Origin of the sequence: Chitinophaga oryziterrae, from assembly GCF_009758125.1 — a bacterium.
Lineage (GTDB): Bacteria > Bacteroidota > Bacteroidia > Chitinophagales > Chitinophagaceae > Chitinophaga > Chitinophaga oryziterrae.
In genome coordinates this window covers 337,761-358,136 of the sequence record NZ_WRXO01000004.1, presented here as the reverse complement: position 1 = coordinate 358,136, position 20,376 = coordinate 337,761, and the positions used below count along the sequence as shown (strand labels likewise).

The following is a 20,376-nucleotide window of genomic DNA, read 5'->3' as shown; positions in this document are numbered from 1 at the left end:
AGGTTACGCATCTTTATTTATTGAAAAATGAAAATTTATTTTTTGAGCTTGTTGGTTAAACTATTCGGAACCACCTGAAGTTTTTTAATTTCTATGTTCATTTTTTCTTGTTCATATTTCTCTTGCTCCTTTGTTTTTTCATCTTTTAAAGTTTCCTGCCACTTATTGTATGCTTCAGGAGGCATTTCCTGAAACCCTGTTACTGCAATTGCCTGTTGCGTTAATTTGGCATTATTATAAGCTAATTGTAAGTCAGGATATTTATAAAATTCCTTAATTGGAGGGTATCCTTTTGAACGAGCCAATTTTTCAAATGTGGTAATATAATAATTAGCACGTACCATTAATGCTGTTAGATTTACCGAATCCTCTTTCAAAATCTTATTTATCAGGCTTTGAGAGAAGCTATCGTAATTTACCTTTAATTTTTCCTGGTAACATAAAAGCAAATCAGCTAAACATTGCGCATATAATTTTCTACTTGAGAGTGTATCAAGATAGATTTTGTTTTTATAAGCAGTAGAGTTGACGTATGTTGATTGCATTAGCCAAGAGGTTGAAACTAGATGGGCATTAGTTGTTTCATAATTATATCGTTTGCCAGATTCATCAAAGAATTGTATAAAGGAATGATTAGGAGATAGTGAGAGATATGCTTTCGCTCCTAAATGCTCTGAAATGCATAAATATAATAATGGTAAAGAATGACATTGCCCCTTATTAGTTAATAGTAATTTGGTGACAAACATTTTTGTCCAATCATGTTCTCCCATTGGGTCTTCAAAGTCATACCTGATTTTATCTACAGTATAATACTTATTATGCACAGGATCCTTAATATCATTCAATTGGCCAAATAGCTTTTGTATAGCATAATGGAGTGCTAAGTTGCTTTTCTCATTCAATCCTTCCTGCTTTAATATAAATTTTACCAATTGTGCTTTTTGTTCAATCACTTTTTCAAATTCAGAATAATTATAGGATTGATTGTAATATGGCATTTCAGAAAGATATACTGCCTTGGTAATAGAAAAACTATCGGGATTTATTTGCAAAAATTGTTGAAAACTTTTATTAAAGTAACTTAAAGCATCCGTTCTATTCTCTGGATCAACGGAATTCGCACTATACATCGCCTTCACATTTTCTTCGTTTACTTGATTAATCTTTGGCGATAAGGGATATGTACTTTTTATTTTCCTTTCTTCCTCCTCTTTATTTTGGATCAGTTTATTTGTGCTTTCAGATACTTTATTGGAATTGGGTTTGTTTGTAACAATCGACTCGAAAGATTGAAATTTAGGGGTAGAAATTTGAGAAAAGCAAAATAGCGATTTTATCAAAAAAGCAGAGAAGAAGAGTATGTGTTTTATTTCAACTAATAGTTTCAAGGGCGTCTTAAATCAATAGGTATGTGAATAATTACTTAAAAGCACTAAATTTAGTACTAATATCTATAATAAGTATATTTGGCAATGATACATTGGTAATGGCTTATCTACTTAAAGGGATTTTTTACCGTTAATTTTCCATCAATAACCTGTCCGTCATGTAAGTCTTCTGAATAAAGCATATTACAGTTGCTTTCCAAAGCCGCAGCAACGATCATGCTATCGTAGAAGGAAAAGCCATAGCGATCTGCTATTTGGCAAGCCTGCAAAACGGTATCTTCTGTATTGGTGTGAAGGTTATTATTTTGGCTGCATTCCTTTATGGCCGTAGCTGCCTGTTCGTAGCTGAACTTGAATTTTCGAGTAACAATATTGCACAGTTCCTGCAAAACCTGCGTACTAATAAAAGAGTTGCTATCAGTAATCAGTTTCGGGGCAATTTACAAGAGGAACTCGATTAAACACTCGACTAAAATAGAAAAACCCGCGATTATCGCAGGTTTTATCTTTTCGGTGATCCCGCTGGGACTCGGACCCAGGACCCATACATTAAAAGTGTATTGCTCTACCAACTGAGCTACGGAATCATTCGCTTCTCTATCAAAGCGGGTGCAAAAATAGGAATTATTTTATTTACTCCAAGTTTTTAGAAACTTTTTTTCAAACAACTTTACAAATAGTCAAATTGCTCCCCTATTTTTGTGATGCAAAAAAATCATAATGCAAAACAAAGTCGTAGTTATCACCGGTGGGACATCCGGTATTGGTAAAGCGTTAGCAATAGCTTTTCTCCAGGCAGGTGCAAAAGTAGCTGTATGCGGCCGGAAAAAGGACGCATTGCAGGCTTTACAGCAGGAACTATCCTCTCCCGCATTATACACACATATAGCAGATGTAAGTGTGGAAGCCGATTGTAAATCCTTTATAGAGCAGACCATAGACCGGTTCGGTAAGATAGATATCCTCATCAATAACGCGGGGATCTCCATGCGCGCATTGTTCCGCGATGCCGATGTTTCCGTGCTTAAACAACTGATGGACATCAACTTCTGGGGAACCGTCTACTGCACCAAGTACGCCTTACCAGCTGTTTTAGCAACCGGAGGGACCATCGTAGGTGTGTCTTCTATCGCTGGTTACAGAGGTCTGCCGGGACGTACAGGCTACTCTGCCTCCAAGTTTGCCATGCAGGGTTTCATGGAAGCATTACGCACCGAAAATCTGCATACAGGCATTAACGTAATGTGGGTATGCCCGGGCTTTACTGCTTCCAATATACGCAACACTGCTCTCAATGAACAGGGTAAAATGCAGGGCGAAACCCCGCTGGACGAGGGCAAACTAATGAGCGCGGAAGCTGTGGCACAGGCGATTATCAAAGCAATTGCCAAACGTAAGCGTACACTGGTACTGACCGGCATGGGTAAACTGACGGTATTGTTAAGCAAGCTGCTGCCAGGACTTTCCGACGGATTAGTGTTCAATCACTTTAAGAAAGAACCGGGATCCCCACTGAAATAAGGCCCTCCTTCCCTATCCAAATAAATCTTTTACAGGACGCAGAACGCTTCATAAAGCGTTCTGCGTCCTGCTTTTATACGTAACCCATTAACCCTCAGCTACTTTATAGTTATTCACATCTGAACAATTATTTGAGGGCTGAAACACGGCTGCATGCAGATTTTATCTTTCTTTGCAGTAATATTTACACCAAGCCCCCAATGGCATTCTTTTTGGGTATTAGGAATTTTTCTTTGCATGTCCATTATTACACTAACATCTGACATAGGATTACAGGATTACCTGGTAGGCGCTATCAAAGGGCAGCTGTGGCAAAACTGTCCCGGAGCGCAGGTAATGGACATTACTCATCAGATCTCTCCTTTTAACCTGCCACAGGCTACATACATCTGTAAAGGGGCTTTCGCTTACTTCCCTCCCAAAACGTTTCATATCGTTCTCATTAACCTGTTCGACCGCAAAGCAGACTACGTCCTGCTTGCAGAACACAACGGGCAGTATATTGCCTGCGCTGATAACGGTCTTACTACAATGATCGCAGACGGAATGCCGGTGAGGGTCGTGAAACTACCATTAGACAAACAACTGCCTAAAGATACCTTCAGCATCATCAAACGCTTCTCCCAGGCCTACCAGGAACTGCAAAAAGGGAAAGACCTGGCGGAACTGGGCCAGCCGGCCACAGACTATATCGTCAAAAATAACCTGCAACCCATGACCGGCCAGGATTATATAGACGGACAAATTATCCATATCGATAACTTTGAGAACGTGGTCGTGAACATCACCCGCAAACAATTTGACGAACACCGCCAGAACAGGCCGTTTTCTATTTTTTTCCGCAGAGATGAAGTAATTACCCAGATAGCGGAGACTTATGCAGATGTCCCCGAAGGACATAAACTTGCCCTGTTCAACGCTGCCGGCTACCTCGAAGTAGCCATCAATAAAGGGAATGCTGCCGGCCTTTTTGGCCTGCAAGGCTTCCATCGCGATCAGCTTACCAGCAATTCAGGCTATCAGCAGCTCTCTTTTTACCAGACTGTAAGAATTATCTTCGGATAACCATTTACCCCCACAATACCTACAGACTGCCCAAAACATACGCTATATGCACATATATAATCGACCAAACCAATCACTTACGAAAATCCCGCAAAAAGGTAAAAAATAACTTATTAAAGAAAAAGTTAAAACTGTTATCCTTAATTATCATAATTTGCCACTTTTTCTATTTTTGTCGGACCTAAAACATCTCTATGAATTTTAAAAGGACCAACAACATTGTGGGTTGGGTTATTTGTATCATTGCCTGCACTGTCTACTTAATGACTATGGAGGCTACCGGCAGCTTGTGGGACTGCGGCGAGTTCATTTCCAGTGCCTACAAAGTGCAGGTCCCTCACCCACCAGGTGCGCCACTGTTTGTGCTGTTAGGTAGATTATTTACCATGTTCCTGAAGCCATCACAGGCTGCATTAGGTGTTAATGCAATGTCTGCCCTGGCCAGTGGCTTCACTATTCTTTTCCTTTTCTGGACTATCACTCACTTTGCCCGTCGCCTGATGGTAAAGAACGGTGAACCCATCTCCGGCGAAAAAATGATCGCTATCATGGGCGCCGGTGCTGTTGGTGCATTGGCTTACACTTTCTCCGATTCATTCTGGTTCTCCGCTGTTGAAGGTGAGGTATACGCGATGTCCTCCTTCTTCACAGCTATTGTATTCTGGGCCATCCTTAAATGGGAACATGAGGCAGATGAGCCTTATGCGGACCGCTGGATCATTCTCATCGCCTTCCTGATGGGTCTCTCCATTGGAGTACACTTACTGAACCTCCTCACCATACCGTCTATTGTAATGGTCTATTATTTCAGACGTTACAAAGTAACCCCAATGGGTACCTTCTGGGCCTTCCTGGTAGGTTGTGCTGTTACCGGCATGGTACAGAAATTCATTATCCAGGATACCATCAAATCCTCCGGTTACATGGACGTGTTCTTCAAGAACACCCTGGGCATGCCTTTCTTCTCCGGTTTTGCCTTCTACTTTATCGTACTGATAGGTATACTGCTCTATGGGTTAAAGAACCGCAAATTCGGTATCTACGCGCCACTGATCCTCGTTGCTTCCGTGATCATCATCCCGGCTTTCAATGACGGCGATGGTGGTGGTACCGTATTCGTGAAACTGGTATTAGCTGCGATCGTTCTGTTCGTTCCTTATTTCCTGCGCCTTTTTGGTGTGAAACTGGATACGGCCGGTGCATGGCACATGACCAAACTCACCATCTACTCCGTACTCTTCCTGTTACTCGGTTACTCTACTTACATTACCACCATGGTGAGGTCTACGGCCAATCCTTCCGTGGATATGTACAACGTAGATAACCCGATCTCCCTGGTAGGCTACCTTGGCCGTGAACAATACGGTGACTTCCCGCTGATTTATGGTCAGGTGTTCACTGCACACCCTACCGAATACAAGGAAACCGGTAACGTATATGCCCGTGGTAAGGATAAATACGAAATTGCCGGTAAGAAACAGGAACCGGTATATGCTGCTGAAGATAAAATGTTGTTCCCCCGCGTATGGGATGGAAGTAACGACCAGGGCCATGCTGATTACTACCGCAACTTCCTGGGTTTACAACAGGGTGAACGTCCTTCTTTCGGAGATAACGTGAAATTCTTTGTAGAATACCAGGTAGGTTTCATGTACTTCCGCTACTTCATGTGGAACTTCTCCGGTAAACAAAATGATACCCAGGGTTACGGTAACGTACGTGATGGTAACTGGATCACCGGTATCAACTTCATCGATAACATTTTCTATGGCGATCAGTCAGCAATGCCTGATAGTCTGAAAGATAATAAAGCTCATAACAGACTCTTCATGTTACCTTTCATCTTAGGTATCTTAGGACTGTTATATCACTACAAATTCCATCGCAGGGACAGCCTGATCGCTGGTCTGCTGTTCTTCTTCACCGGCTTCGCTATCGTCCTGTACCTTAACCAGGCAGGTAACCAGCCTCGTGAACGTGACTACGCATACGTTGGCTCCTTCTATGCTTACGCCATCTGGATAGGTATCGGGGTACTGGCAGTATACGAGTTCCTGAAGAAGAAAACGAAACTCTCCGTTGCGGCGCCTATCGCTACATTGGTATGCCTGCTGGCTGTACCGGTACTGATGGGCTTCCAGGAATGGGACGACCACGACCGCTCTACCAAAACAGTAGCCCGCGACGTGGCCAGTGATTACCTCAATTCCTGCGCTCCTAACGCGATCCTCTTCACCGTAGGTGATAACGATACCTACCCGCTGTGGTATGCTCAGGAAGTGGAAAATATCCGCCCTGACGTTCGTGTTATCAACCTCAGCTTACTGGGAGTTGACTGGTACATCGATCAGCAGCGCCAGATGGTAAACCAGAGCCCTGGAGTACCAATGAGCTGGACTCCTGATAAATACCGTGGCGAAACACGCAATTACATCCGTTTCTATGACGCCGGTACCTTCCCGCAGGATAAGTTCTACAACCTGAAAGAAGTAATGGATTTCATGGGTACAGATGATCCACGCGCCAAGCTGACCACCCAGGATGGTGAACAACAGAACTACCTGCCTGCGCAGAAGCTGTTTATCCCTGTTGATGTGGCCCAGGCTATCAATAGCGGTGTAGTGGATATCCACGACAGCGCCAGGATTTTACCACAACTGCCTTTCCAGATCAGCAAACAATACCTGCTGAAGAACGACCTGGCAGTATATGATATCATCACCGCTAACAACTGGAAACGCCCTATCTACTTTACCAGCCCTACCGACCTGGGTATCAACGATTATCTCCGTATGGATGGTCTTACCTACCGCCTGGTGCCGCTGAAGAAAGAAGAAAGCAACGATCCGATGGGTGCTGAGAAGAATGTGAACGTTCCTATGATGTATAACAACCTTATGAATAAGTTCTCCTTTGGTGGTGCTAACATAAACGGCACTTACTTCGATGAACCTAACCGTAAGCTGCTGCAATACGTAAGGAACGCTTATACCCGTCTAGGTACAGCACTGGCAATAGACAACAAGAAGGATTCCGCATTAACCGTGCTGAATAAAGCAGATAAAAACCTGCTGGAAAATACCTTCCCTTATGCAATGACCACACCAGGACAAATGTATAACTACAGCTCTATGCAGACTGTATACGCATACTACCTGGCTGGTGATAAGAAAAAAGCAGATGAAATTGCTCAGAAGATCATCAAGGATTGCAACCAGCAGCTGAATTATTACCGCCAGCTGCCTTCATCCAAAATGACCAGCGATCTTCAACACGATGGTCAGATGGCCGAACAGTTCATCTCCCTGCTGGGACGTATGAAACAGGACTTCAGTGATTCCACACGCAGAGGTGTGCAGGAACAAACTCCGGTTATCAGTACCCAGGAAGATACTACCAACAAATAATATAGCTGATCAATAAAAAAAGCCCCGGTCGAATATCGACCGGGGCTTTTTTTATTGCTGGATTCGGGAATTTGGGTAGTAACTTAGTTTGATTATATAATCTTCGCACCAGATGTTATTGTTCATAAATACACCTTATCTGACGTGAATATCAGGTGAAGTTAAATTGAAATACAAATCCTCAACCCGTATTCCAAAGCTACATCAGAGAACTAAACAGTCAGATGCAGTGTATTTATGAATAATAACATCTGCCAATAACATTCAAACTGAATTTGATTTACATAAAAGAGGAACAAAACGGCTCTTGAACAGGTTTATCCTCCGTTTATCCTCCGTCTTTTAACGGAGGATAAACGGAGGATAAACCTGTTCAAGAGCCGTTCAGAACCTATTCAGGGTATAATTATAACTTATTCACCTGTGCCCACCAGTACTTCACACTTTCTTTTACCTCAGGAACACTGTTCTCCCAATGATACTCATATTCTACAGAGAACATTCCCCTGAAATGCTGTGCTTTTAACTCAGCCAGTACACCTGAAATATTGGAAACACCTGTACCCCAGACAACATCATGTGCATCAGGAGATTTTTCGTTGAGATCTTTGAAATGAGAATGTAACACATGGCCTTTCAGCATTTTCAGACACTCAACAGGGTCCAGTCCTGAACGTACCCAATGCCCGATATCTGCGCAGGAACCCATCAGCGGGCTACGTCCTTTGATAGCGACGAGAACGCTGTCCGGATGCCAGTAATGACTTGGTTTCGGATGATCGTGGATAGCTACCTTGATCTGGTACTGATCACACAATTTAGATACCAGGTCCCAATGTTCGCGTTTAGGCTCTGCTGTTATTACCTGTATTCCCATTGCTTTTGCAAAATTGAATACATCTACCCATTCTTTTTCATCCGCAGGAGATAACACACCATATGCTACCAGCACCTTATTCTTTTGCTTAAAAAGCGCTTTTACCCTGGCCTGTTTTGCAGCATCCATTTTCCATTCGAAAACACCCTCAATACCACCACCTATCTTCTGACCGTTATAACATTCCACATAATGAACGCCTACGCTGTCCATCTTATCCAGTGCCTCTGCCAGTGTAAACCTGTTAAATGTATATGCCTGTGAGCCCAGTTTCCAGCCAAGCTTATCTGCCTTCGTCTGTGAAAAACCTAACGTGGACACCATCATCGCGCCAGCTAACAAAATTCGTTTCATCATCTGCTATATTTTTTTAATTGATAATCAGGAAAAGACCGTTAGCGAAAAATAGCTGCTTTCGGTGAAGAAAGCAAATAAGTTACTTATTTATATAGTTATCAATACTTTATATCCCTTCTAATTACCATTGATCATGGACTATCGCGCATCCCAACTAAATTCATTAATTTAGAACTATTATGAGAGGCATACATTTTTCCAAATTTGAACCCGAGGAGCAGGGAAAATCGCCATTTGAGAAGCTACTGGACGTGTTTACTCAATTGCTAACCTACACCAGCGGCGACGTTAGCGAAGCGCTGCAGTGGCTCACCGAACTCGACAAAGAGTATCAACTTACAGACAAAGATTACGGGATCGGGGATTTCATACAGGAACTCAAAGAAAAAGGATACCTGAAAGAAAATGAAGGCACAGGTGAAGTACAGATCACCGGCAAAACAGAACAGGATATCCGCAAAAAAGCCCTGGAAGAGATCTTCGGCAAATTAAAAAAGACCAACGTCGGCAACCACAATATCCGTAAATCAGGACAGGGAGATGAGCTGAACGCCGATACACGTCCATATCAGTTCGGCGATGCCCTCGAACAGATCGATATCACCGCTTCTATCCGGAATGCACAGATCAATCACGGGGTAGAGAGCTTTAATATCAGTCAGGACGACCTGGAAATCCAGGAAACGGACTTTAAAACACAAACGTCCACCGCCCTGATGATAGATATCTCCCATTCCATGATCCTCTACGGGGAAGATCGTATCACGCCCGCCAAAAAAGTGGCCATGGCACTGAGTGAACTGATCACCACCCGCTATCCCAAGGATACACTGGATATCATCGTGTTCGGTAACGACGCCTGGCAGATAGAGATCAAAGATCTCCCGTATCTGCAGGTAGGCCCTTACCATACCAATACCGTAGCAGGACTGGAACTGGCCATGGATATTTTAAGACGCCGCCGTAATCCGAACAAACAGATCTTTATGATCACAGACGGGAAACCTACCTGCCTGAAAATCGGTAAAGACTACTACAAAAACAGCTTTGGACTGGATCGCAAAATCCTCAACCGCACCCTCAACCTCGCGGCCCAATGCAAAAAACTGAAAATTCCCATCACCACCTTCATGGTAGCCACAGATCCGTGGTTACAGAAGTTTGTAACGGAATTCACAGAAACAAACAACGGGAAAGCCTTCTTTTCCGGCCTTGACAAACTGGGACAATTTCTCTTCTTCGACTTCGAAAACGGGAAACGAAAAACAGTGTAATAATTTATTTAAAATTGTATATGAATAACATCCGAACGTTAGGTGAGTTAAAGAAGAGTGGCTACAAACCCAAATCCGTAAAAGAAGAGATCAGGCAGAACCTGGTAAGTAAACTGCAAAAAAAAGAGAATGCTTTCCCAGGGATCATCGGTTATGAAGATACCGTTATCCCCGATACAGAAAGAGCGCTCCTCTCCCGTCATAATATCCTGTTCCTGGGACTTCGCGGACAAGCAAAAACCCGTATGGCCAGGCAGATGGTTACCTTACTGGATGAATTCATCCCCATCGTGGAAGGCTCTGAAGTAAATGACAATCCGTTCGATCCGCTGTCCCGCTATGCACGCGACCTGGTAGCAGAACTGGGTGATAAAACACCTATCGCCTGGATACCAAGAGAAGCGCGCTATGGCGAAAAGCTGGCGACCCCGGACGTTTCCGTGGCCGACCTGGTAGGTGATATCGATCCTATCAAAGCTGCCAACCTGAAGCTGAATTATGCAGATGAAAGAGTGATCCACTTCGGTATCATCCCCCGCTCTAACCGCGGTATCTTCGTTATCAATGAACTCCCCGACCTGCAGGCCCGTATACAGGTATCCCTGTTCAACATCCTCCAGGAAGGCGATATACAGATCCGTGGTTTCAAAGTAAGGATGCCCCTGGATATCCTGTTCGTGTTCACCGCTAACCCGGAAGATTACACCAACCGCGGTTCCATCGTAACACCTCTGAAAGACCGTATCGAAAGCCAGATCATCACGCACTATCCTAAGAATGTAGAGAACTCCCTGCTCATCACCGAACAGGAAGCCAACGTACACGAGGAACAGCGGCATGTACAGATCAGCGATATGATCAAACGCCTGATAGAACAGGTGGCCTTTGAAGCCCGTAACAGCGAATACGTGGACAAAAAGAGCGGTGTCTCTGCCCGTCTTACCATCGCAGCTTACGAGAACGCAGTGAGCGCCGGCGAACGCAGGGCTATCATCAACAAAGAAAAAGATACACATGTTCGTATTGCCGACTTACAGGGTATTATCCCCGCTATCACCGGTAAAATAGAACTAGTATATGAAGGCGAACAGGAAGGACCACTACAGGTGGCCGTAAACCTGCTGGATAAGGCCGTACGCAGCGTCTTTGCACAGTACTTCCCTAATCCGGACTCCTTCAAGAAACGCAAACAGAACCCGAATGCCGAAAACCCCTATCGCTCCGTTATTCAATGGTTCGATAAGGGCAATGCAGTACAGCTGTTACAGGACGTGAGCGACAAGCAATATGAAACTTCTCTGAAAAAAGTAGAAGGACTGAAAGAACTGGTAAAAGCGAAATTCCCCGGCGCTGCTAATAAAGAGCAGCTACTGCTGATGGAATTCGTATTACACGGTCTTGCTTCCTACTCCCTCATCAGCAAGAAAGTAGTAGAAAATGAAACACGTTTCAGCGATCTGCTGGGTACCATGATGAACTTCGGTACAGGCACAGAAGAAGAAAACGAAGAGTTTTAAATCCAATAAAGGAACAGAAAGCTCCCAACGGCTTTCTGTTCTCATTTTCACCTCCACGATTAAACAACACGTATGAACAACTCCAGACGAACCTTTATTCGTTCTGCTTCCGCTATCGTTGCCGGGGCAGGACTGGTTTCCGCACTCCCCTCTTCCCTTCGCGCAATGGCTCCCAGCGACCGTCTGAACATTGCCGCTATCGGTATTAACGGCATGGGCTGGAACGACCTGAATGCCATTCTAAAGAACCCTGCTGCCAGATGTGTAGCCCTCTGTGATGTTGATAAGAACGTGCTGGACAAAAGAGTGGCCGAACTCACCCAACGGGGATATGCAGTAAAGGCCTACAGCGATTACCGCAGATTACTGGAAGACAAGGACATTGATGCGGTAGTTATCGGCACTCCCGACCATTGGCATTGCCTGCAAATGACAGACGCCGTATCGGCCGGAAAAGACGTTTACGTAGAGAAACCCCTCGGCAACTCTATCGCTGAAATTAAGGCCATGGTAGCCGCACAGGAACGCACCAAACGCGTAGTACAAGTGGGCCAGTGGCAACGCAGCCAGAAACACTTCCAGGATGCCGTTGCCTTCGTGCATTCCGGTAAACTGGGACAGGTACGCCTGGTGAAAGCCTGGGCATATATGGGCTGGATGCATTCCATTCCCAAACAACCCGATGGTACTCCCCCTCCGGGCGTTGACTATAAAACCTGGCTGGGACCCGCCGAGACAAGGCCCTTCAACCCTAACCGCTTTCACTTCAACTTCCGCTGGTACTGGGACTATGCAGGTGGTTTAATGACCGACTGGGGCGTGCATCTCTTAGACTACGCTTTATTAGGCATGAAAGCTGCAAATCCCACTTCCGTAATGGCTGCAGGCGGCAAATTCGCTTACCCGGACGATGCCGCAGAAACACCGGATACTCTTACTACCGTTTACCAGTTCGACGGGTTTAACATCCAGTGGGAACATGCCACCGGCATTGACGGCGGCCCTTATGGACGTGATCATGGCATTGCCTTTATCGGCAATAATGGTACACTGGTATTGGATCGCGGCGGTTGGGAAGTAATTCCTGAGAAAGGTAAAATGGAGGCCGTACCCAGACAATTATCCGTGGATAATGGACTGGACCTGCATGCTGTCAACTTCCTCGAAGTGATCAAATCACGCAAACTGGAAGACCTGCATACACCGGTACAGGCAGGTGCACATGTAGCCACCATAGCACAGTTGGGAAACATTGCCTATAAAACAGGGAAGAAACTGAATTGGGACGGGGATAAGAACAGGTTTGATGATTCGGATGCCAATAAGCTCCTGGCTGCACAATATCACAACGGATATAAATTACCAAAAAGCTCTTAACAGAGCTTTTTTTTTTATCTGTTTATCAGAAAAATCTTCTTATATAAATAGCACAAAGATGTTCAGGCAATCCTGTTATTACAAGATATCAATACTAATAAGCGGTATATGAAGAAATACTAAACTACAGGTACTGCTTTCTCTTCCTGCAACATCATTGACAGATACACCGCATCACTGATGGGGTTATTGTAATATGCTGCGATCGGCTGAAATCCCAGTCTGGTATACAGATCTATCGCTGGTGTCATATGCGCCAGTGTATCCAGCAACATACGTTTATAACCCAGCTCACGGCCTGCTTTCACGGCCCTGGAAGCCAATGCCCGTCCTACTCCATGTCCTTTAAAGGCATCCTTTACAAATAACCTTTTCATTTCACAGGTAGAGTTTTCAAAATGACGTACCGCTACACAACCTGCGGGTAAACCGTCTACTCTGGCAAGGAATAAAGCACCTTCCGGTGCAACATAAGCTGGTTCAGGAAGATTACTTAACTCCTCTTCAAAACCCTGAAAGCTGAGATCTACGCTCAACCAATTCGCGTACTCACGGAAAAGTGCTTTTACCTGATCCAATGCTGCTACATCATCCTTTGTAACTCCTACAATTTCCAACATACACTTTTATTTAAGTCTGAAAAATACAAAAGCCTCCTGAGAGCATCAGAAGGCTTAATTCTATTAGACGTCTTTGTCCAAAATCACTTACTGTAAACGATATAATTTACGCAATTAACTCATTGTCAGCTTCCCTTTCATACACACATACGCCTTACTGCTCACCCTTCCAGGAAATAGGAAGGGTAACAAATATAATGAAATATTGCCAAAAAAGAAAGAAGATCTTTATATTGTTTCTAAAATTTAACTGCACGATAATAACAGCATGATTATTGTGCCCCTGAACCGATCATGAAAGCATTTATAACAAGAATTATTCCTGATGCCGGACTGCAATTATTGCAGGATGCAGGTATCACCATCACCCAATGGACAGAAAAGCGAGACCTTACGCCGGAAGAGTTGATCAACGCCTGCAAACAACATGATGCCTTGTTAAGCTCCGGTGCCAACAACATCAATGCGCATTTTTTAAATGAATGCAAACACCTGAAAGTAATTGCATTACTGTCAGTCGGCTATGACAACGTAGATGTTCCCGAAGCTACCCGTCTCAACATCCCTATCGGTAACACGCCCGGCGTATTAAGCGGCGCCACCGCTGATACCGCATTTTTATTAATGCTGGCGGCTTCCCGTAAAGCCTTTTACGTGCATAAAAAGATCTTAAAAGGAGAATGGAAATTCTTTGACCCTACTACAGATCTTGGTATTGAACTGAATGGTAAAACACTGGGTATTTTTGGATTGGGAAAGATAGGAATGGAGATGGCGAAGAAATGTGTAGGCGCTTACAACATGAAAGTGATCTATCACAACCGTCAGCATAATCCGGATGCTGAAAAAACATTGAATGCCGTAAGGGTTTCTTTTGATGAACTCCTGCAACAGAGTGACGTACTATCCGTACACACTGCTTTAACCACAGAAACAAAAGGGATCTTCAATACGACTGCCTTCAGTAAAATGAGACCTTCTTCCATTTTTATCAATACTGCCCGGGGCGCTATTCATAACGAAGAAGACCTTAAAGCCGCTTTGGAATCAGGGACCATCTGGGGCGCCGGATTGGATGTTACCAACCCCGAACCTATGCAACCCGATAATCCTCTCTTAAACATGCCTAATGTGGCCATTCTGCCACATATAGGATCCGCTACCGTAGATACAAGAAATGCGATGTCCGTTATTGCAGCTAAGAACGTGATTGCAGGCTTAGGCGGTACGAGGTTACCTCATGTCGTTAATCCGGAGATATACCAGGACTGGAACCGGATCACCTGTTAAATGAGAAAACCGGTACAGGAATGCCCCGGTGTATTGCTCAACCTAGAACTGCCACACTGTTATTAGGCTATCAGAGCAAAAGCGGGTGTATTGGCGCCAGGTATGTTGCGGGGATATCTAAAGTGGGTAATTTCAACGCTTCAAATGTAAAGACCGATTTCAGAACGAATGTAATACAAAGCAGTATCTTTTATATTTTCTAAAGATCGTACCCGGACAGGAAAAAAAGGGGCAACGCAGAACAGCCAACGGGAGACCGTCTGGCTGTTCTGTTTTTTATTCCCGGTCCTCAACGACTTCTCTCAAACGAATATTCAGATCAGGCATTAACTGGTTTAACGGGATTAATATCTACTTTTGCAGCATTATGGCTGATACCTCTATGCAGAGGGTCGTTAAAAGGGAACAAAAATATGTACTGCTATAAACCAGCCTGTATACTGATGTGTGTGCTGGTCGTCTTATTTACCACGGCGCTTAAAGCCCAGCAAAGAGATACTGCCAAAGCCAGGGAGCTGAAAGAAGTATCTGTCATCGCGCCTAAACCCGTCCGGGAAATCACTCCCGGGCAGAAAATGCAGGGCAAAGACCTGAGTCGCCTGAACAGTCTTTCCGTAGCAGATGCCATCCGCTTCTTCTCCGGCCTGCAGGTAAAGGATTATGGCGGCATTGGCGGGTTAAAGACCGTAGATGTACGCAGTATGGGCACCAATCAGACCGGCGTATTTTACGACGGTATTCAGCTGGGGAATGCACAGAACGGGCAGGTAGACCTTGGCAAATTTTCTTTGGATAACATGCAGGAAATTGCCCTCTACAATGGGCAGAAAAGCAACATCTTTCAACCGGCAAAAGATTTCGGATCTGCTGCTGCTATCTATATGACCTCCCTTAAACCGAATTTCAATACCGGTGAAAGTATACATCTGAAAGGGACTATCAAAACCGGCTCCTTTGGTTTATTCAACCCTTCTCTCCTATGGCAGCAGAAGATCAGTAACAAAGTATCCGCCAGTTTTAACACGGAATGGACCAACGCCAATGGCAGGTATAAATTCCGCTCACGCAAGGATGACGGGTATGATACAACGATGATCAGGAAGAATGGCGATATCAATGCGCTGCGCGTAGAAGGGGGCTTAAATGGGGTGCTAAATGGCGGAGAATGGAGTACCAAACTGTATTACTACCACTCAGAACGCGGCCTGCCCGGTTTCGTGGCCAATAACGTCTTCCGTCATGTGGACCGTCAATGGGACCGTAATTTCTTTGTACAATCCTCTTTCCGTAAAGATATCACACCGCGTTACAGCCTGTTGCTGAATGCTAAATACGCCGATGACTACACCCGCTACCTGGCGCCGGACACCGCTGCCTTATACGTGGACAATCATTACCATCAGCACGAGTTGTACTTTTCTGTTGCCCAGCAGTATGCCCTGACCACCTGGTGGAACCTCGGCCTTTCTGCCGATTTCCAATGGAATAAACTAAATGCCGACCTGCGGGATTTCGCTTATCCTACCCGTTATACCACATTAGTAGCTGCTGCATCTGCTGTTTACTTCAGGCGCTTCAGTGCACAGGCCAGCGTATTAGCTACCATCGTGAATGAAACCGTGGAGAAGAAAACGGCGGCCACACCGAAAAGAGAATACACGCCTTCCCTGTTTATCTCCTGGCAGCCATTCACTACACCGGCATTCAGGCTGCGGGCCTTTTACAAACGCATCTTCCGCATGCCTACTTTCAACGACCTCTATTATACAGATATCGGTAACTCTTTCCTGAACCCGGAATTCGCTACGCAATATGATGCCGGCTTCACCTGGACGACCACCTTTTCCAATAAAATAGAAGCGGGTATTGAAACAGATGCTTACTACAACGAGGTCACGCAAAAGATCATAGCAGTCCCTACCGTCAACCAGTTCCGCTGGACGATGATGAACCTGGGCCTGGTAAAGATCAGGGGCATCGATGTGAAAGCAAAAGCCAACTGGCAGATAAACGCAGTGGGCGTCAGCACAAGACTCACGTACACCTTCCAGAAGGCACAGGATTATTCAGATCCCACTTCCGGTTTTTACAAAGACCAGATCGTGTATATTCCCAGGCATAGTGGCTCTGCTATCATCGGAACAGATTATAAAAAATGGACTGCCAATTATAGCCTGCTCTATACCGGCGAACGGTATAATGGAAAAGATAATGTTCCGGAGAATTATATGCAGCCCTGGTACACCAGCGATTTTTCCATAGGCAGGATATTACAGTACAAACGGCTGAACATTCATCTGACTGCACAGGTAAATAACCTGTTCAATCAATACTACGACGTTGTATTGAACTATCCTATGCCCGGCAGAAATTATAAATTCATTATCGCAGTAAATATTTAATCGTCATGCAAAAGCTGTTAGCTTTTTCTATTGTTATTTTCATTGGATGCCGGAAGGGCGATAAGATCGTCCCTCCTGTTGTCACGCCTGTTGACACTGCGACCATCACATCTCCCGTGAATGGCTTTTATCTGTTAAACGAAGGTAGCATGGGTACTAACAAAGCATCTTTAGATTACTACGATTACAACACCGGTCTGTATAAAAAGAATATCTATCCCTCCGTAAATCCCACAGTAGTTAAAGAACTGGGAGATGTGGGCAATGATATACAGGTATATGGTAGTAAATTATACGCGGTTATCAATGTCTCCAATAAAGTAGAAGTGATGGATGCGGCTACTGCCAGGCGCATCGGTCAGATTGATATTCTCAGCTGTCGTTATATCACTTTTGCCAATGGCAAGGCTTATGTAAGTTCTTATGCAGGCCCTGTACAGCAGGATCCACATTCACCTGCCGGTTATGTTGCAGAAATAGACACTGCCACCTTGCAGATCACCAACAAGGTAACCGTAGGTTATCAGCCGGAAGAAATGGCGGTAGTGAACGGGAAATTATACGTAGCTAATTCAGGCGGATACAGCGTTCCCAATTACGACAGTACGGTTTCAGTAATAGATCTCACAACCTTTCAGGAGATAAAAAAGATCGACGTTGCTATCAATCTAAATCATCTAAAAGCAGATAGCGATGGAGATATCTATGTAACTTCCCGGGGCGATTATTATAACATTCCTTCTTCCTTATCTGTGATAGATACCAAAACGGATGCGGTGAAAAAGAAGTTTGATATTGCGGCCAGCAATCTTTGCATTTCCGGTGATACGGCCTATATCTACAGCTCTATCTTCAGTTATCTTACCAATACCTGGGCCGTCTCTTACAACATGATCAATGTAAAAACTGAGACATTGCTCTCCGGAAATTTCATTACAGATGGAACGGAGAAAACTATTAAGATGCCTTATGGCGTAGCAGTAAATCCTGTCAACAAAGATATATTCGTGACCGATGCGAAAGACTATGTATCATCCGGTACCTTATACTGCTTTGATAAAACAGGTAAGAAGAAATGGTCTGTAACTACTGGTGATGTACCAGGGCATTTTGCGTTTGTACTGGCGCGTAAATAACCAGACTTTTGATTTGAAATCTAATATAGACTAATGCCGTGATGAAATCTATGTTGAATCTGCAGGTATTGATTACCTGACCATTAAAAAGATACAATCTCATAAATACAAATAAAGAAGGAGCTGATCTAAAATCAGCTCCTTCTTTATTATTGGGGAAATAAGATTATTTGTTTCCAAAATCCTCCATCCATTTCCTGCCAATTTCTGCGAACCGCGCATTTCTTGAGAGTGTACTATACAGATATGCTTTTTGCTCAATAGAAAGTATTTTGTCAGGATCTAAACCAAGAGATTTCATTCTTTCAACTCTGGCTAAGAATCTTTGTTCCCGTAAGTTTACTTTTTGTACGCTCATAACTGTAAAATTTATAGATTTTTGGTTTAACTAAGTTAAGATTATTTCAACTTAAAAATAAAATAGTTGTACATAAATTTCGGATTGTTTTTCGTGTTTTTCCCGAACTTCTCCTCATGTATCATGACATCTTCAAAGTCAAATGGGTCCTCGAATTGCTCTTCTCCAAGCCTTGCAATTCTCACATAATATTTGACACAGTATATGTCGAAATATTTACTCAGATAATCATAATTCCTTTTTAAAAACCTGAAGTATAAATATGCACGTCCATTTGTGGAACCGTCAATACCAAGTTGATGATCAGGATTGCGTAATAAGTAGTTTTTTGCTTCAAAAAGAATGGTAGAAAATACTTTTGAGTAATCGCTGTGCGTTAGTTGTGCCCTATCATCAATCTGCCCTTTTTTATTCAGCGGACCGAATGCAAGATTATGGAGATTAGGGCGCAATTTATGTGGTCTGTTATCTACCTCAACATGTAGATTAGTTCGTGTACCATCCTCAAGTTCCGTTTCAAAAAAACTTTCGTTAAGGTTTTCAATAACTGGTATTGTTTCATAGATGTTATCAAAATCAATTTTTACCCCGAGTGCCATTTTAATGGTTTTTGAGTTTGAGATCTGGTTTGCTGTATAGTTCCCCGGGAGATAGCAATAACATCGAAGCAGAAGACACTTCGTTTTGGGATTAACAAAAAAAACTCAGTCAAATGACTGAGTTTCAATTTATCTTTCGGAGGTTTCGAGCGGATTCGAACCGCTGTAAAAGGTTTTGCAGACCTCTGCCTAGCCACTCGGCCACGAAACCATCTTTTTGGCCCACCAATTTTGTGGGACTGCAAAAGTAGTAAATTTTCGATATTTGCCAAATCTATTTCATCATTTACTTGTTTACCATGAATGAACGTATTGCAGAATCAGAATTGATATTGAATAGCAGAGGTGCCGTTTACCACCTGGATGTAAGACCAGAAGAGCTTGCGGGTACTATTATCACCGTTGGGGACCCGGACCGCGTTCCCGAAGTAAGTAAACACTTCAACCGCCTGGAAAGCGTACACCAGCACAGGGAATTTGTTACCCATACCGGGTATATCGGTCAGAAGAGGATTACGGTAGTGTCTACAGGGATCGGTACAGATAACATTGATATCGTGCTAAATGAGCTGGATGCACTGGCGAACATAGATTTTACCACCAGGACCATCAAACCGGCGTTAACAAGCCTCAAAATCATCCGTTTAGGTACTTCCGGGGCTTTACAGGAACAGGTACCCGTAGATAGCTTCGTGGTATCCTCTCACGGCCTGGGACTTGATAACCTCATGCCCTGGTACCTCTTCGAAAACACTCCCGAAGAAAAAGCACTGCTGTCTGCCTTCCGGGAACAGGTACTCCTGCGGCCGGGAACTGCCAGCCCCTCTATATTCAGCGCGGCAAAGACACTGGCTGATAAGTTCACGACCGGATTTCATACGGGGATCACTGTTACCTGCCCGGGATTTTACGCCCCCCAGGGTCGCGCACTGAGAGGCCCTCTCTCCCACCCGCAATTACTGGAACAATTGACCGCCTTCCGCCATGAACCACATTATATCTCCAATTTTGAGATGGAAACGTCCGGGATTTATGGTTTAGGACGGGTTTTAGGACACGACTGCCTGTCTATCAGTGCAATAGTAGCCAATAGGGTACGGCAGGAGTTTTCCAAAGATGGCGCTAAAGCCGTGGATAACCTGATAAAAACATCTTTAGAAATAATAGAGAAATTGTAGAAAAAGC

At 44.0% G+C, this 20,376-nt stretch carries 16 protein-coding genes and 2 tRNA genes; 10 read left to right on the top strand and 8 right to left on the bottom strand.

The annotated features are described in order from the left end of the window. Window positions 1-35: 35 nt before the first annotated feature. The 3 genes from GO495_RS16475 to GO495_RS16465 all read right to left on the bottom strand — a co-directional run bounded on the left by GO495_RS16475 (window position 36) and on the right by GO495_RS16465 (window position 1,978). Entirely contained in the window at window positions 36-1,391 is a 1,356-nt protein-coding gene (locus tag GO495_RS16475) for a hypothetical protein (RefSeq protein WP_157300811.1), read from the bottom strand. 107 nt (window positions 1,392-1,498) lie between these two features. After that, window positions 1,499-1,816 carry a PIN domain-containing protein gene (locus GO495_RS32730; RefSeq protein WP_420808922.1) on the bottom strand — a complete coding sequence of 106 codons (318 nt, stop codon included), beginning with the start codon at window positions 1,814-1,816 and terminating at the stop codon, window positions 1,499-1,501. 89 nt (window positions 1,817-1,905) lie between these two features. Further along, window positions 1,906-1,978 (bottom strand) — tRNA-Lys (locus tag GO495_RS16465). A gap of 133 nt (window positions 1,979-2,111) precedes the next feature. Between GO495_RS16465 and GO495_RS16460 the strand changes: the two genes are divergently transcribed. The 3 genes from GO495_RS16460 to GO495_RS16450 all read left to right on the top strand — a co-directional run bounded on the left by GO495_RS16460 (window position 2,112) and on the right by GO495_RS16450 (window position 7,384). Continuing rightward, window positions 2,112-2,912, top strand: a complete 801-nt coding sequence (locus GO495_RS16460) for an SDR family oxidoreductase (protein WP_157300809.1) — start codon at window positions 2,112-2,114, stop codon at window positions 2,910-2,912. A gap of 237 nt (window positions 2,913-3,149) precedes the next feature. Next, complete coding sequence (locus GO495_RS16455; RefSeq protein WP_157300808.1) at window positions 3,150-3,977, top strand: SAM hydrolase/SAM-dependent halogenase family protein; 828 nt, start codon at window positions 3,150-3,152, stop codon at window positions 3,975-3,977. 194 nt (window positions 3,978-4,171) lie between these two features. Beyond that, complete coding sequence (locus tag GO495_RS16450; RefSeq protein WP_157300807.1) at window positions 4,172-7,384, top strand: glycosyltransferase family 117 protein; 3,213 nt, start codon at window positions 4,172-4,174, stop codon at window positions 7,382-7,384. Between the two features lie 406 nt (window positions 7,385-7,790). Here GO495_RS16450 and GO495_RS16445 read toward each other — a convergent pair whose 3' ends face one another. After that, on the bottom strand, window positions 7,791-8,618 hold the full coding sequence (locus GO495_RS16445; RefSeq protein WP_205691280.1) for a sugar phosphate isomerase/epimerase family protein: 828 nt from the start codon (window positions 8,616-8,618) through the stop codon (window positions 7,791-7,793). Window positions 8,619-8,797: 179 nt separating this feature from the next. Between GO495_RS16445 and GO495_RS16440 the strand changes: the two genes are divergently transcribed. The 3 genes from GO495_RS16440 (at window position 8,798) to GO495_RS16430 (ending at window position 12,786) form a co-directional block, all read left to right on the top strand. Beyond that, window positions 8,798-9,892, top strand: coding sequence for a vWA domain-containing protein (locus GO495_RS16440; RefSeq protein ID WP_157300806.1), 1,095 nt, complete (start codon window positions 8,798-8,800; stop codon window positions 9,890-9,892). A gap of 20 nt (window positions 9,893-9,912) precedes the next feature. Continuing rightward, entirely contained in the window at window positions 9,913-11,409 is a 1,497-nt protein-coding gene (locus tag GO495_RS16435) for a magnesium chelatase ATPase subunit I (protein WP_157300805.1), read from the top strand. Window positions 11,410-11,481: 72 nt separating this feature from the next. Continuing rightward, entirely contained in the window at window positions 11,482-12,786 is a 1,305-nt protein-coding gene (locus GO495_RS16430) for a Gfo/Idh/MocA family protein (protein ID WP_157300804.1), read from the top strand. Between the two features lie 119 nt (window positions 12,787-12,905). Here the strand turns inward: GO495_RS16430 and GO495_RS16425 are convergent, their stop codons facing one another. Further along, on the bottom strand, window positions 12,906-13,406 hold the full coding sequence (locus tag GO495_RS16425) for a GNAT family N-acetyltransferase (RefSeq protein ID WP_157300803.1): 501 nt from the start codon (window positions 13,404-13,406) through the stop codon (window positions 12,906-12,908). A 294-nt stretch (window positions 13,407-13,700) separates the two neighbouring features. On the opposite strand from GO495_RS16425, the gene GO495_RS16420 reads away from it, so the two are divergent. The 3 genes from GO495_RS16420 (at window position 13,701) to GO495_RS16410 (ending at window position 18,234) form a co-directional block, all read left to right on the top strand. Beyond that, window positions 13,701-14,696: a 2-hydroxyacid dehydrogenase gene (locus tag GO495_RS16420; protein ID WP_157300802.1), complete on the top strand. Its 996-nt coding sequence runs from the start codon at window positions 13,701-13,703 to the stop codon at window positions 14,694-14,696. A gap of 413 nt (window positions 14,697-15,109) precedes the next feature. Beyond that, window positions 15,110-17,098: a TonB-dependent receptor gene (locus tag GO495_RS16415; RefSeq protein ID WP_205691279.1), complete on the top strand. Its 1,989-nt coding sequence runs from the start codon at window positions 15,110-15,112 to the stop codon at window positions 17,096-17,098. Between the two features lie 5 nt (window positions 17,099-17,103). Beyond that, a complete protein-coding gene (locus GO495_RS16410; RefSeq protein ID WP_157300801.1) occupies window positions 17,104-18,234 on the top strand; it encodes a YncE family protein in 1,131 nt (376 codons plus the stop codon). 166 nt (window positions 18,235-18,400) lie between these two features. Here the strand turns inward: GO495_RS16410 and GO495_RS31975 are convergent, their stop codons facing one another. From GO495_RS31975 to GO495_RS16400, 3 genes are all read right to left on the bottom strand, one after another. Further along, window positions 18,401-18,592, bottom strand: coding sequence for a hypothetical protein (locus GO495_RS31975; protein WP_170302688.1), 192 nt, complete (start codon window positions 18,590-18,592; stop codon window positions 18,401-18,403). 41 nt (window positions 18,593-18,633) lie between these two features. Continuing rightward, the gene (locus tag GO495_RS16405) at window positions 18,634-19,191 is read right to left on the bottom strand and encodes a DUF6934 family protein (protein WP_157300800.1); all 558 of its coding nucleotides are present in this window, start codon (window positions 19,189-19,191) and stop codon (window positions 18,634-18,636) included. A 140-nt stretch (window positions 19,192-19,331) separates the two neighbouring features. Further along, window positions 19,332-19,402, bottom strand: a tRNA-Cys gene (locus tag GO495_RS16400). An 88-nt stretch (window positions 19,403-19,490) separates the two neighbouring features. Between GO495_RS16400 and GO495_RS16395 the strand changes: the two genes are divergently transcribed. Beyond that, the gene (locus GO495_RS16395) at window positions 19,491-20,369 is read left to right on the top strand and encodes a nucleoside phosphorylase (protein WP_157300799.1); all 879 of its coding nucleotides are present in this window, start codon (window positions 19,491-19,493) and stop codon (window positions 20,367-20,369) included. The last annotated feature ends 7 nt before the right edge of the window (window positions 20,370-20,376 follow it).

Excerpts from the sequence above, each read along its gene's own strand:
- GO495_RS16435 (WP_157300805.1), top strand. The coding sequence starts at position 9,913 with ATGAATAACATCCGAACGTTAGGTGAGTTAAAGAAGAGTGGCTACAAA.
- GO495_RS16425 (WP_157300803.1), bottom strand. The coding sequence starts at position 13,406 with ATGTTGGAAATTGTAGGAGTTACAAAGGATGATGTAGCAGCATTGGAT.
- GO495_RS16445 (WP_205691280.1), bottom strand. The coding sequence starts at position 8,618 with ATGATGAAACGAATTTTGTTAGCTGGCGCGATGATGGTGTCCACGTTA.
- GO495_RS16430 (WP_157300804.1), top strand. The coding sequence starts at position 11,482 with ATGAACAACTCCAGACGAACCTTTATTCGTTCTGCTTCCGCTATCGTT.
- GO495_RS16405 (WP_157300800.1), bottom strand. The coding sequence starts at position 19,191 with ATGGCACTCGGGGTAAAAATTGATTTTGATAACATCTATGAAACAATA.
- GO495_RS16460 (WP_157300809.1), top strand. The coding sequence starts at position 2,112 with ATGCAAAACAAAGTCGTAGTTATCACCGGTGGGACATCCGGTATTGGT.
- GO495_RS16455 (WP_157300808.1), top strand. The coding sequence starts at position 3,150 with ATGTCCATTATTACACTAACATCTGACATAGGATTACAGGATTACCTG.
- GO495_RS16395 (WP_157300799.1), top strand. The coding sequence starts at position 19,491 with ATGAATGAACGTATTGCAGAATCAGAATTGATATTGAATAGCAGAGGT.
- GO495_RS16450 (WP_157300807.1), top strand. The coding sequence starts at position 4,172 with ATGAATTTTAAAAGGACCAACAACATTGTGGGTTGGGTTATTTGTATC.
- GO495_RS16440 (WP_157300806.1), top strand. The coding sequence starts at position 8,798 with ATGAGAGGCATACATTTTTCCAAATTTGAACCCGAGGAGCAGGGAAAA.
- GO495_RS16410 (WP_157300801.1), top strand. The coding sequence starts at position 17,104 with ATGCAAAAGCTGTTAGCTTTTTCTATTGTTATTTTCATTGGATGCCGG.
- GO495_RS31975 (WP_170302688.1), bottom strand. The coding sequence starts at position 18,592 with ATGAGCGTACAAAAAGTAAACTTACGGGAACAAAGATTCTTAGCCAGA.
- GO495_RS16415 (WP_205691279.1), top strand. The coding sequence starts at position 15,110 with ATGTACTGCTATAAACCAGCCTGTATACTGATGTGTGTGCTGGTCGTC.
- GO495_RS16420 (WP_157300802.1), top strand. The coding sequence starts at position 13,701 with ATGAAAGCATTTATAACAAGAATTATTCCTGATGCCGGACTGCAATTA.